This is a genomic window from Arthrobacter sp. 05L44, assembly GCF_056397605.1.
Genome location: NZ_JBFTNS010000007.1, coordinates 45,941 through 58,635 on the forward strand (window position 1 = coordinate 45,941; position 12,695 = coordinate 58,635).

At 68.1% G+C, this 12,695-nt stretch carries 12 protein-coding genes; 7 read left to right on the forward strand and 5 right to left on the reverse strand.

Annotated elements, in window-relative coordinates:
* Positions 1–46 precede the first annotated feature (46 nt).
* Entirely contained in the window at positions 47–1,513 is a 1,467-nt protein-coding gene (cycA, locus tag AC1DHY_RS13285; protein ID WP_476879749.1) for a D-serine/D-alanine/glycine transporter, read from the reverse strand.
* Between the two features lie 128 nt (positions 1,514–1,641).
* On the opposite strand from cycA, the gene AC1DHY_RS13290 reads away from it, so the two are divergent.
* From AC1DHY_RS13290 to AC1DHY_RS13300, 3 genes are all read left to right on the forward strand, one after another.
* Positions 1,642–2,163 carry an N-acetyltransferase family protein gene (locus AC1DHY_RS13290; RefSeq protein WP_476879748.1) on the forward strand — a complete coding sequence of 174 codons (522 nt, stop codon included), beginning with the start codon at positions 1,642–1,644 and terminating at the stop codon, positions 2,161–2,163.
* A gap of 77 nt (positions 2,164–2,240) precedes the next feature.
* Entirely contained in the window at positions 2,241–2,714 is a 474-nt protein-coding gene (locus AC1DHY_RS13295) for a MarR family winged helix-turn-helix transcriptional regulator (RefSeq protein ID WP_476879747.1), read from the forward strand.
* A 76-nt stretch (positions 2,715–2,790) separates the two neighbouring features.
* Positions 2,791–4,017, forward strand: coding sequence for an MFS transporter (locus tag AC1DHY_RS13300; RefSeq protein WP_476903753.1), 1,227 nt, complete (start codon positions 2,791–2,793; stop codon positions 4,015–4,017).
* A gap of 81 nt (positions 4,018–4,098) precedes the next feature.
* Here the strand turns inward: AC1DHY_RS13300 and AC1DHY_RS13305 are convergent, their stop codons facing one another.
* The 3 genes from AC1DHY_RS13305 to rraA form a co-directional block, all read right to left on the reverse strand.
* A complete protein-coding gene (locus AC1DHY_RS13305; RefSeq protein ID WP_476903754.1) occupies positions 4,099–5,538 on the reverse strand; it encodes a sugar porter family MFS transporter in 1,440 nt (479 codons plus the stop codon).
* A 142-nt stretch (positions 5,539–5,680) separates the two neighbouring features.
* The gene (locus tag AC1DHY_RS13310) at positions 5,681–7,333 is read right to left on the reverse strand and encodes an MDR family MFS transporter (RefSeq protein ID WP_476878473.1); all 1,653 of its coding nucleotides are present in this window, start codon (positions 7,331–7,333) and stop codon (positions 5,681–5,683) included.
* 112 nt (positions 7,334–7,445) lie between these two features.
* Positions 7,446–7,931, reverse strand: a complete 486-nt coding sequence (rraA, locus tag AC1DHY_RS13315; RefSeq protein ID WP_476878474.1) for a ribonuclease E activity regulator RraA — start codon at positions 7,929–7,931, stop codon at positions 7,446–7,448.
* 96 nt (positions 7,932–8,027) lie between these two features.
* On the opposite strand from rraA, the gene AC1DHY_RS13320 reads away from it, so the two are divergent.
* The 4 genes from AC1DHY_RS13320 to AC1DHY_RS13335 all read left to right on the forward strand — a co-directional run bounded on the left by AC1DHY_RS13320 (position 8,028) and on the right by AC1DHY_RS13335 (position 11,997).
* Positions 8,028–9,293 carry an MFS transporter gene (locus tag AC1DHY_RS13320; protein WP_476878475.1) on the forward strand — a complete coding sequence of 422 codons (1,266 nt, stop codon included), beginning with the start codon at positions 8,028–8,030 and terminating at the stop codon, positions 9,291–9,293.
* A 157-nt stretch (positions 9,294–9,450) separates the two neighbouring features.
* The gene (locus AC1DHY_RS13325; RefSeq protein ID WP_476878476.1) at positions 9,451–10,017 is read left to right on the forward strand and encodes a TetR/AcrR family transcriptional regulator; all 567 of its coding nucleotides are present in this window, start codon (positions 9,451–9,453) and stop codon (positions 10,015–10,017) included.
* Positions 10,018–10,252: 235 nt separating this feature from the next.
* The gene (locus AC1DHY_RS13330) at positions 10,253–11,461 is read left to right on the forward strand and encodes an NAD(P)-dependent malic enzyme (protein ID WP_476878494.1); all 1,209 of its coding nucleotides are present in this window, start codon (positions 10,253–10,255) and stop codon (positions 11,459–11,461) included.
* A 35-nt stretch (positions 11,462–11,496) separates the two neighbouring features.
* Entirely contained in the window at positions 11,497–11,997 is a 501-nt protein-coding gene (locus AC1DHY_RS13335; RefSeq protein WP_476903755.1) for a DUF456 domain-containing protein, read from the forward strand.
* A gap of 36 nt (positions 11,998–12,033) precedes the next feature.
* Here the strand turns inward: AC1DHY_RS13335 and AC1DHY_RS13340 are convergent, their stop codons facing one another.
* The gene (locus tag AC1DHY_RS13340) at positions 12,034–12,690 is read right to left on the reverse strand and encodes a LysE family translocator (RefSeq protein WP_476878478.1); all 657 of its coding nucleotides are present in this window, start codon (positions 12,688–12,690) and stop codon (positions 12,034–12,036) included.
* Between the last annotated feature and the right edge of the window lie 5 nt (positions 12,691–12,695).

Below are 12,695 nucleotides of genomic sequence, written 5' to 3' on the forward strand. Positions count from 1 at the left end.
AGGGGAGGGTTTGTTGTGTCGGCCGGTGTCGTGCGTGCGGCGGGCGTCAGGCCCGGCCGGCGGCGGCCGTTTCGGCGGCGGCCATGGCCTTCCACTCGGCCACCCGCGCCTGGTGCAGAGGGGAGCGCCGGACGACGGCGTAGGCCGCGCCCAGGACCACGAACCAGACCGGGGTGACCAGGAGGGCCGCCAGGGTGTCGGCCTGCGTGGTCAGCGCCCAGACCAGGAACGCGAAGAACGCGAACACCACCCACACCATGGGGATGCCGCCGGGCATCTTGAACGTCGAGGCGGCGTGCAGCCCGGGGCGGCGTTTCCGGAACACGAGGTAGCTGGCCAGGATGATGCTCCAGACGAACATAAAGCAGACCGCGGAGACTGTGGTGACCATGTCGAAGGCCACGCCCACGTCCTTGCCCGCGTAGAGCAGGGCGACGCCTGCGAGCAGCAGCACGCAGGAAAGGAACAGGGCGTTCTGCGGGACCTTGCGGGTGGAAAGGCGGCCGAAAAGCTTGGGTGCGTCGCCGTCGTTGGCCAGGCCATAGACCATCCGGGACGTCGAGTAGATGCCGGAGTTGGCCGAGGACATTGCGGAGGTCAGCACCACCAGGTTCACCACGGTGGCGGCCATGCCGAGCCCGGCGAGGGAGAACATGGCGATGAACGGGCTCTGCCCGGCCTTGAAGCCGGTCCACGGGGTGACGGACATCAGGATGATGAGGGCGCCGACGTAGAACAGCATGACGCGCAGCGGGATGGCGTTGATGGCCCGGGGCAGGTTGTCTTCCGGGTTCTTGGTTTCGGCCGCGGCGGTGCCCACCAGCTCGATCCCTACGAACGCGAACACAGCGATCTGGAAGCCGGCCACGAAGCCCATGAACTCCTTGGGGAAGAAGCCGCCGTGGTTCCACAGGTTGCTGAAGCTGGCGGTGCCGGCGTTGGACTGGAAGCCGGTGAAGATCATCACCAGGCCCACCACGATCAGCGCCACGATGGCCACGATCTTGATCAGGGCGAACCAGAATTCGGTCTCGCCGAAGGCCTTGACGGTCGGCAGGTTCAGCAGGAGCAGGACGATGATGGTGGCCAGTCCCGGGATCCAGAGCTGGATGCCCGGCCAGAGTTCCTCGGCGTAACCGGCGATCGCGATGACGTCGGCCACCCCCGTGACCACCCAGCAGAACCAGTACGTCCAGCCGGTGAAGAAGCCGGCCCAGGGTCCCAGCAGGTCGCCTGCGAAGTCGCTGAAGGACTTGTAGTTCAGGTTGGAGAGCAGCAGCTGGCCCATGGCGCGCATCACGAAGAACAGCATGAAGCCGATGATCATGTACACGAAGATCACGGACGGCCCGGCGACGGAGATGGTCTTGCCGGAGCCCATAAAGAGGCCGGTGCCGATGGCGCCGCCGATGGCCAGGAGCTGGATGTGCCGGTTGCTCAGCGAGCGTGCAAGGTGGGGCTCGGTGTCCCGGCTGGAGGCAGTTCTCTGCTCCGCGGTTGTCTGTTCGGACATGTCAACAATCCTTAGTGTGGTCCGCCGCATTGGGTGACGGCGGTTACAAATCAGCCTCTCTAAAGTACAGGCTTAGAAATCGTGGCGCGTTGCCGGCGGCCGCTCCGGCGTCATGGCAGGCTGGGCACGTGACTTCGACTTCAGCCGGCCCGGCCCCCCTGCTAACATTCGGCGTCGACGGCGGGACGTTCAGCCTGCGCCCCGCTGCCCGCGCGGACCTGCCCGCCATTCTCCGGCTGCTCGCCGACGACCGGCTGGGGGCCGTACGGGAGGAAACCTCGGATCCGGCGCCCTACGAGGCCGCCTTCGAGGCGATCGACGCGGACCCCGCCCACCTGCTGCTGGTCGGGGAACTCGCCCCGGAGCAGGGCGCCCCCTCCCGGCTTGTGGCCACGTTCCAGCTCAGCTTCCTGCCGGGCCTGTCACGGCGCGGCTCGTGGCGCGCGCAGCTCGAGGCGGTCCGGGTGGCCCCCGAGTTGCGGGGCCAGGGCGTCGGGGCGGCGATGGTCGGCTGGGCACTTGAGGAATCGCGGCGCCGGGGCTGTTCGCTCGTCCAGCTGACCACCGATAAGTCCCGGACGGCCGCGCACCGCTTCTACGAACGGCTGGGCTTCGCGGCCAGCCATGAAGGCATGAAGCTCCAGCTCTGAACCTGCTCGGCCCTTCGCCGCGCCCCTACGTCCCGCCCATTGACTCTTAGGCACCCTAACTGTTAGGCTACCTAACTATGAGTGAGAACCCGCTGCCGGACGCCGGCCTGCTTGCCCTCGCCGGGGATTTCCGCGAGGCCCTCCGCCACAGCATCTACCTGGTCCGCCGGCTGGACGCCGATGGCGAGCTCAGCGCCGCCCAGCTCAGCACACTGAAGATGCTCGTGGACGACTCCGGCGACAGCGCCGGCGCCGCGGGTGCGCGGGTGGGTGAAATTGCCCGCAACCTGGGCGTCAAGGTCCCCAGCGCCACCGAGCAGATCATCAAGCTCGAACGCGCCGGACTGGTCCGGCGGGAGGCGGATCCCGAGGACTCCCGGGCCGTCCGGGTCAGGCTCACCCCCGAGGGGCACGCCGCCGTCGAATCGGCCAACCACCGCCGCAACACGGTCATGGCGGAGATCCTCGGCTCACTCACTGACGCGGACCGGCGGGCCCTCGCGGCCGCCATCCCGGTCATCGGCAGGATCAACGAGACCCTCCAGCCCTGACGGCCGCTCCCTTCGGGAAAGCCAGCCGCTGGAACCAACGAATAGAACAAACCACAACACCTGAGGAGCGCCCTCCATGGACGGCCAGCTCACGGCCCCCGCGCCGGAAGCAACATCAACCCTCGAGGCCGAAAAGGCTTCACTACTCAAGCAGCCCAAAGCTGTCTGGGCCACCGCCCTGGCCGCAGTCTTCGCTTTTATGGGCATCGGACTGGTGGACCCCATCCTGCCCGCCATCGCCAAGAACCTTGATGCCACCCCCAGCCAGGTATCCCTGCTGTTCACCAGCTACTTCCTGGTCACGGCCATCGCCATGCTGATCACCGGGTTTGTCTCCTCCCGGATCGGCGGCAAACGGACGCTGCTGGCCGGTCTCGCGATCATCGTGGTGTTCGCCTCCCTCTCCGGGATGTCCGGCAGCGTTACGGAACTGGTGGGCTTCCGGGCCGGCTGGGGGCTCGGCAACGCCCTGTTCGTCGCCACCGCCCTTGCCGTGATCGTCGGCGTCGCCAGCGGCGGGGCCGGAACCGCGATCATCCTCTACGAGGCTGCCCTGGGCCTGGGCATTTCGCTCGGTCCGCTGCTGGGGGCCCTGCTGGGCGGCTGGCAGTGGCGTGCCCCGTTCTTCGGCACCGCACTGCTCATGGCCTCGGCCTTCATCGCCCTGATCGCCCTGCTGCCCAAGACCCCGCTGCCGGCACGAAAGGTCCGGCTCCGGGACCCGCTGCTGGCCCTGGGCCACAAGGGACTGCGGACGACGGCGGCCAGCGGCCTGTTCTACAACTACGGCTTCTTCACCATCCTCGCCTTCACGCCCTTCATCCTGGGGATGGATGCCTACGGGATCGGCGGGGTGTTCTTCGGCTGGGGCGTCGCTGTCGCCGTCTTCTCGGTATTCGTCGCCCCCGCGCTGCAGCGGCGCTTCGGCGCCGTGCGGGTGCTGAGCGGCACGCTGGCGCTGCTCCTCCTGGACCTGGCCGGCCTCGGCCTGGCCGCCGGACACTCCGTCCCCGCCGTCGTCGTCCTGGTGGTGGTCTCGGGTGCCCTGCTGGGAATCAACAACACGATCTACACCGAACTTGCCATGGGTGTCTCGGATTCACCGCGGCCGGTGGCCTCCGCCGGATACAACTTCGTGCGCTGGATGGGCGGTGCGCTGGCGCCGTTCGCCGCGGCGCAGTTGGGTGAGCACTTCGGGCCCCAGGTTCCGTTCTTCGCGGCGGCCGGCGCCATGGCGCTGGCGATCGCGGTGGTCCTCGGCGGCCGCCGGTACCTCAGCTCACACGAGCCGCACCTGGTCTAGGGGTACGGTCCCTGCATTAACAACAGATGAGGCCCATGTTCCGTGGAACATGGGCCTCGTCTGCTGTTCGAACGGTTGCCGCTACTTCTTGGCGGAGCCCTTCGGGACGAACAGCGTCTCTGCGTGCTCCAGGGACATGCCGTTGGTTTCGGGCACCTTGAACATCACAAAGAAGAACGACGCCGCCGCGAACAGGGCGTACATGGCGTAGGTCAGGGGCAGCGACGCCGCCGCCATCACCGGGAAGCTCAGCGTGATCGCGAAGTTGGCGATCCACTGGGCGGCCGCGGCCAGGCCCAGGGCGCGGGCACGGATGCGGGACGGGAAGATTTCACCCAGCAGCACCCACACCAGCGGACCCCACGAGGCGCCAAAGCTGATGACGAAGACGTTGGCTGCCACCAGGGCTGCCGGACCCCAGGCGCCGGGCAGGGTGATCGCCTCGCCGGAGCCGGTGGCCGAACCGAAGGCCACAGCCATGGTCGCCAGGGAGGCGGCCATCCCGATGGAACCTGCCAGCAGGATGGGACGGCGGCCGATCCGGTCCACCAGCGCGATGGCCACCAGGGTCACCAGGATGTTGGTGATGGCCGTGGCCACGGAGATGGTGAGGGAGTCCTTCTCCTGGAAGCCCACGGCCTTCCAGAGCGTCGTGGAGTAGTAGAAGATCACGTTGATGCCCACGAACTGCTGCAGCACCGACAGGATGATGCCGATCCAGACCACGGGCTGCAGGCCCAGGGCCTTGCCGCGCAGCGAGCCCTTCTGGCCCGCGACCTTGTCCTCTTCGATGGCTTTTTTGATGTCCCGCAGGTGCCGGTCGGTGTCATCGTCCGGGGCGATGGACTGGAACACCTTCAGGGCTTCCTCATCCTTGCCCTTGAACACGAGGTAGCGCGGCGACTCGGGCAGGGTGAAGGCGATCCAGCCGTAGACCACCGCGGGGACGGCCCCGGCGATGAACATCCAGCGCCAGGCTTCGATGCCGAGCCACAGGGTCTGGTCCGCGCCGCCGGCGACGTTGGCGAAGACCGCGTCCGAGAGCAGGGCGGCGAAGATGCCGGTGGTGATGGCGAGCTGCTGCAGCGACGCCAGGCGGCCGCGGACGTGCCGCGGCGAGATCTCGGAGATGTAGGCGGGGGCGATCACGGAGGCCAGGCCGATGCCCAGGCCGCCGATCAGACGCCAGAAGATCAGGTCCCAGACGCCGAACGCGAAGCCGGTGCCGAACGCGCTGACCAGGAACAGGAGCGCGCCGATCTTCATCGCGGGGATGCGGCCGTACCGGTCAGCGACCTTGCCGGCGAGGTAGGCGCCGGCGGCGCAGCCCAGCAGGGCCACGGCGACAGCAAAGCCGGTCACGGCCTCGCTGAGCGCGAATTCTTCCTTGATGGCGTCGACTGCGCCGTTGACGACCGATGAGTCGAAACCGAAGAGGAAGCCGCCAACGGCGCCTGCCACGGCCAGCCAAATGACCCGCTTGGGGATCTTGGCGGCGGTCTGGTCTTGGGTGGTGGTCATGAGGCTCCCTTGGCAATTCTCGGTAGACGGCTCACGCCGCAACTACCCAGTCTTGCACTGGCGCCGCCGCGATGCATGTCACATGCTTGCCAAGTGATGTGAAACATACGGTTCGCGGCGGCGCCGGCGGGGCCCTCTGTGCCTAGTGGGCCGGGACGGATTCCGACGCCGCGGCCTTGGGGTCCGTCAGCTTCTTGTTCGGCAAAGCGAAGCTGATCAGGAACGCGACGCCGGTCAGGACGGCGGCGGTGAGCATCACGGCGTCGATCGACTGGGCGAATCCTTCGGTGATGGGCCGGGTCAGGGCGGCGTTCGCCGTGTGCAGCCAGCTCGTGTCGTTGAGGGAGTCGTTGCTGGCGCCGTTCTTGAAGAACTCGTAGAGCTTGGCGTTGGCCGGGTCGGCGGCCACGGCCGGATCCTTGAGGACCTTGAGGTAGTCCGCGTTTTTCACGGCGTCCTTCATCCCCGTGGCGATCTTGTCGGCGGCGAGGCTGAACAGCATCGAGATGAACACCGCGGTGCCCACGGCGCCGCCCATGGACCGGAAGAACGCGGCGGAGGACGTACCCACGCCCATATCCTTCGCGGGAACGGAGACCTGCATGGCCAGGGTGAGCGGCTGCATGCAGAAGCCCAGGCCCAGGCCGAAGAACACGGCGATGGCGCCGGGAACCCAGAGCGGGGTGTCAACGCCCAGCGAGAATCCCATAACGACGGCGGCCGCGGTCAGGACCGCGGTGCCCAGGATCGGGAAGATGCGGTACGTCCCGGACGCGGAGATGGTCCGCCCTGCGGTGATGGACCCGGTCAGGATGCCCACGGTGAAGGTGATCATCATCAGGCCGGCCTCGGTGGGGGTGAGGCCCTTGACCAGCTGCAGGTACATCGGCAGCATCGCGATGGCACCGAACATACCAACGCCGATGATGAAGTTCAGCAGCGAAGAGAGCCCGAAGGTGATGTTCTGGAACAGCCGGAGCGGAATCAGGGCGTAGTCGCCTGCGCGCTTCTCGGCCAGCAGGAACGCGATGATGCCGAGGACGCCGAGGCCGTAGCAGAGGAAGGCTCCGGTGGAGCTCCAGCCCCACGTGCGGCCCTGTTCGGCGACGAGCAGCAGCGGCACGATCGCCAGGGTGATGGCCGCCGCGCCCCAGTAGTCGATCTTTTGCTTCAGGTGCTTGGCAGGCAGGTGCAGGTACAGGAAGACCACAGCGAGGGCAGCCAGGCCGATCGGGATGTTGATGAAGAAGACCCAGCGCCAGCCGTCAAAGCCGAGGATCGTCGCGGAACCGGCGAAGGCGCCGCCGATCACCGGACCCAGCACGGAGGAGATGCCGAAGACGGACATGAAGTAGCCCTGGAACTTGGCGCGGTCCTTGAGTGCCACGATGTCCCCGATGATGGTCAGCGCGAGGGCCAGCAGGCCGCCGGCGCCCATGCCCTGGATGCCGCGGGCCACCGCGAGCTCGGTCATGGAGTGGACCGAGCCTGCATACAGCGAGCCGGCCAGGAAGATCAGGATCGCCGCGAGGTACAGCGGGCGGCGGCCGAAGATGTCGCTGAGCTTGCCGTAGAGGGGTGTGCTGACCGTGGAGGTGATCAGGTACGCCGTCGTCGCCCAGGCCTGCAGCGAAAGGCCGTCGAGGTCATTCGCGATGGTGTAAATGGAGGTCGAGACGATGGTCTGGTCCAGCGACGAGAGGAACATGCCGAGCATCAGGCCCACCATGACCGTGATGGTCTGGCGGTGCGTCAGGACCTCGCCGGGCAGGCGGGTGGATGTGGTTTTGGACATAACTGCTCCAAGGGGAAGAAAGTGGGGTTAAGCAGGAAGGTTGCTTTCAGTAACTATCTTACTGTGTGCTTTGTTCCCGCCCGCCCACTTTTCCGGCGGCCCGGGCCGCGGCTTAGCGTTCCAGCAGGATCCCGTCCGGGTCGCACCAGATCCGCTGTCCCGGCCGGATGGCCACGCCGTCGATCTCCAGCTCCACGTCGGTTTCCCCGGCGCCCGCCTTGGCGCTCTTGCGCGGGTTGCTGCCCAGGGCCTTGACGCCCAGCTCCAGCCCGGCCACGGCCACCCGGTCCCGGATGGCGCCGTTGATAACGACGCCGGCCCAGCCGTTCCGGACGGCGCTCGCCGCGATCAGGTCCCCCATCAGCGCGGTCCGCAGCGAGCCGCCGCCGTCGACCACCAGCACCGCTCCGTGTCCCGGCGTGGCCAGGGTTTCCTTGACCAGGGCGTTGTCTTCGAAGCAGCGGATGGTCCGGACCGGGCCGCTGAAGTGCGTGCGGCCGCCGAGTGACTGGAACTGCAGGGCGATCGAGTCCAGCTCCCCGCCGCGCTCGTCGTAGAGGTCGGCGGTGTTGACAGGGTTCGTGGGGGCATCCGGCACGGGTTCTCCTTGGAGGGGTTCAACGGCGGTCATGGGTGATGCCCACGATAGTCTGGGCCCACACTGATCATCAGTCATCCGTTCCGGGGGAACCACATGAGCCTGTCCAACACCGACGCACCGGCGCTCGCCGAACCCCGGCAGCGCGTCCGGCCGGTCTGGACCGCCGGGGTGGTCCTGGTCAACGTGGGCATCAACGCCGCGTTTTTCGGTCCGCTGCAGGTGCTGCTCGGCCAACAGGCAGCCGCCTTCAACGAGGGCGAAAAGGAAGCCATCCTGGCCCTGGTCACCGGGGCCGGGGCAGCCGTGTCCCTGGTTGCCAACCCGTTGTTCGGGGCACTGAGCGACCGGACCACCGCACGGCGGGGCCGGCGGGTGCCGTGGGTCCTCTTCGGCGCGATCCTCGGGGCGGCCGCGCTGGTAGCGCTGGCCGGCGCCCCGGACGTCGCCATGATGACACTGCTCTGGTGCCTCGTCCAGGCCGGCTGCAACGCCGCCTATGCCGCCGTCACCGCCGCCATCCCGGACCGGGTGCCGGTTCCCCAGCGCGGCACCGTCGGAGGGCTGGCCGCCATGGGCCAGACCGTGGGCATCCTCCTCGGCGCCGTCATCGCGGCCGTCGTTTCGGGCAACTTCGCGCTCGGGTACGTGTTCTCCGCAGTGGCGCTGCTGGCCGGCGTCGTCCTGTATTTCTTCAAGAACGACGACGTCGCGTTGCCGGCGGAGGGCAGGTCCGCCTTCCGGCTGGGCGCATTTCTCCGCAGCTTCTGGATCTCCCCGGCCCGCCACCCGGATTTCGCGTGGGCCTGGCTGACCCGGCTGCTGGTGAACATCGGCAACCACATGGTGACGCTGTACCTGCTCTTCTTCCTCACCGATGCAGTGCGCCTGACGCAGACACAGGGCATCGGGGCGGAGCTCGGCGTGTTGATCCTGACCGGCCTTTACGCGGTGATGGTCATCATTACGAGCGTGGTCGGCGGCCGGATCAGCGACCGGATGGGCCGGCGCAAACCCCTGGTGATCCTCTCCTCCGTCGTCATCGCCGCGGCCGCCCTGATCCTGGCGTTCGCCCCCACCTGGACCGGGGCGCTGATCGGCGCCTCGGTGCTGGGTATCGGCTTCGGTTCCTACCTGGCCGTGGACTTCGCCCTCATCACCCAGGTGCTGCCGACGGCGCTTAGCCGGGGCAAGGATCTGGGTGTTATCAACATCGCTAATTCGCTGCCCCAGGTGCTCGCCCCGCTGATCGCCTATCCCTTTGTGGCCCTCTGGGGCGGCTACGTATCGCTGTATGTGGCGGCCGCGGTCATCGGTCTGCTGGGCGCCGTTTTTGTGGTCAAAATCAAGGGTGTGGACTAGCGTCCAGCCGGACTGTATGACTGGCGGAAGGCCCTGTCCCGTGCCGTATAGTGGACGGGATTGCCGCGGCAGCGCTGTGGACTGACCCTCCCGGCTGCCGAGAAAAACGACCCCCGGAACGCTGCTGATGCCTGAATTCCCTTCGGATCTTCCGCCAATGGCCCCGCCGCCCACGCTGCCCCGGCAGCGCCGGCGTTATGCCCGGATTCTCGACGTCGCCGCCGGCTTCGCCCGGAAGGGCCTGGACTCCGTGGTCCTGTCCGAAGTGGCCGCCGGAGCGGACGTGCCGCTGGGCACCCTGTACCGCTACTTCCCTTCCTCGACTCAGCTGATGCTGGCGCTCTACCGCAAGCAACTTGGCGAACTGCACCAGGGCGAATGGCCGGCAGGCACCAAGGCGCCCGCGCACGCCCTGGCGGGAGCGGCGATGGAGATCTTCCACATGCGCCTGATGCAGCCCGCCGTCGAGCAATGCCTGAACCGCACGGTGTACGCCAAGGACACAGACACCACCCGGCTGCTCCGGGACATCGACGCCACCGCGGAGAAGGCTGTGACCGCCGTCAGTGGCGATCCGGCCGTCTCGCGGGTCCTGCTCCTGACCGTCACGGGCCTGGTGCAGGCCGTCCGGTGCCGCCGCCTGTCACTGTTCGAGGCGGAGGAAGATCTGAAGAAGGCCTGCTCGCTGCTGGCCCGCGGCGGCGGGAACGGGTCTCCGGTCTAGACCAGTTACCGCTATGTGTCCGGCCGAATCTTCGGCGGGCAACCGGGCTGCTTACCATGGCAGGACCGGAGCGGCGCCAGCGCCAGCACTTCCGGAAACTCCATACCGCAGGCCCGCCACCCCGGGGCCGCCCCGGAGTTTTCCCAGACCATCCGGGGCACCGCGGTGCCCCAGCAGCCAAAGTGCCGTACGCCCACGGTGAGCCCCAGGAGACAACGACGTGTCCACTGAAACGATCAATCCCTCTGCCCGCACCTCCTCCGCAGGGGCTGAAGACGCCCCCCTCGCCGCACTCGGCGACGAGGAAATCTTCGCCTCCCACCAGGGCGGCAAACTCTCGATCACCAGCACCGTCCCGCTGGCCAGCAAACGCGATTTGTCCATTGCCTACACCCCCGGGGTCGCACAGGTCAGCCGCGCGATCGCGGCCGAACCGGGCCTCGCCCGGACCCTCACGTGGGCCGAGCGCCTCGTAGTGGTGGTCAGCGACGGAACGGCCGTCCTGGGCCTGGGCAACATCGGCCCCAGCGCGTCCCTGCCCGTGATGGAAGGCAAGTCGGCGCTCTTCAAAGCCTTCGGCGACCTCGACTCCATCCCGCTGGTCCTGAACACCACCGACGTGGACGAAATCGTCGAAACGCTGGTCCGCCTGCGCCCCAGCTTCGGCGCGGTCAACCTCGAGGACGTGTCGGCACCGCGCTGCTTCGAGCTCGAGGAAAAGCTGATCGAAGCCCTCGACTGCCCCGTGATGCACGATGACCAGCACGGCACCGCCGTCGTGGTCCTGGCAGCCCTGACCGGCGCCGCCAAGGTGACCGAGCGCGAACTCGGGAGCCTCCGCGTGGTGGTCTCCGGGGCAGGCGCCGCGGGCATCGCCGTCGCCGAGATCCTGCTGGCCGCCGGAATCGACGACGTCGTCCTGCTTGACTCCCGCGGCGTGATCCACAAGGACCGCACCGACATCGCCGCAGATCCGAACAGCAAGAAGGCCGAACTCGCGGCCCGCAGCAACCCCCGCAGTGTCTCCGGCGGCCCCGGCGAGGCGCTACTCGGCGCGGACGTCTTCATTGGTGTCTCCTCCTCGCGGCTGGATGAAGAGCACCTCAAGCTGATGAACCACAGCGCCATTGTCTTCGCCCTGTCCAACCCGGACCCGGAGGTGCTGCCGGAGGTCGCGGCCAAGTACGCCGCCGTCGTCGCGACCGGCCGCAGCGACTTCCCGAACCAGATCAACAACGTGCTGGCCTTCCCCGGGATCTTCCGCGGAGCCCTGGACGCCGGGGCGCGGCGCATCACGCCGGCCATGAAGCTGGCAGCCGCCCGCGCCATTGCAGGGTTGGCCGAGGGCGAGCTCTCCGCCGACTACATCGTCCCGAGCCCCCTGGACCCGCGCGTCGCCCCGGCCGTGGCAGCCGCCGTCGCAGAGGCCGTCGCAGCGGAGTAACGGGCCGTCGCGGCCGCCGAGCCTAGACTGGGGCCATGAACCCCGGAACCGTCGTCACGATCCTCTGCGGGCTCGCCATCCTGGTGGGCGTCGCGGGCATCATCATCCCGGTGCTGCCCGGCAGCATCCTGATCGCCCTGAGCCTGCTGGCCTGGGCGCTCTGGGGAGGGGCCGGGGTCACCGGCTGGGTGGTTTTCGGAATCGGGCTGGCGCTCGTGGCGGCCGGGATGGCCGCGTCCGCTGTCCTCACCGGCCGGAAACTCAAACAGCACAGCGTGCCGGGCCGTTCGGTCGTCACCGGCCTCGTGTTCGGCGTGGTGGGGATGTTCGTGATCCCGGTGGTGGGGCTCTTCGTCGGGTTCGCGGCCGGCCTGCTGCTGAGCGAACTCCACCGCACCCGGGTCTGGCGTACCGCGGTGGTTTCCAGCTGGGCCGCGCTCAAAGCCACCGGGCTGGGCATGATCACGGAATTCGGGCTGGCCTGCCTGGCGGCCAGTACCTGGGTGATCGGCGTCTGGGTCGCGGCGTCCGCCTGACCGGTACCGGCCGCTGCGCATCAGCAGGCCCGGGTGTCAGCCGGCCGCCGCCGCGATCCTGCCAACCAGGGGAAGCAGCTGCTCGGCCAGCAGGACCAGGCCCAGGCCCACCATGATGATCCCGCTGGCTAGCGTCACCCGCCGGGCCGCCCCCGGGCGGGAATGCAGGAGCTTCCGGGACATCAGCGCCACGCAGGTGTAGATCACGGCCACCAGCACCACAAACGTCAGTCCCAGCAGGCCGGACTGCAGCGGGACCGGAAGCGCCGCATCACGGCTGACGAACTGCGGGACCAGGGCCACGAAAAAGAGCAGCCCCTTGGGGTTGATCCCGCTGGTGCCCATGCCCTGGAGGAAGACCCGGAACTGGTTGTCCCGGACAGGATCGCCCGGCCGGGCACCGAAGCTTGCCCCGCGCCAGGAACGCACGGTGCTGACACCAAGCCACAGCAGGTAGGCCGCGCCGGCCACGGTGAGCCAGCCCATCAGCCCTGGCAGCCCGGTGATCACGGCCGCCAGCCCCGCAACCAGCAGCGCGGTGTGCACAACGTACCCGCCACACAGCCCGGCGACTGCCGGGACAAAGCTGCGTTCCCGGAGTCCGGCGCTGATGGAGTAGGCCCAGTCCACCCCGGGGGTGCAGGCCAGGGCAACGGCCACACCAATAAAGGCAAGAAACAACTGGGGGTTCACGGCTT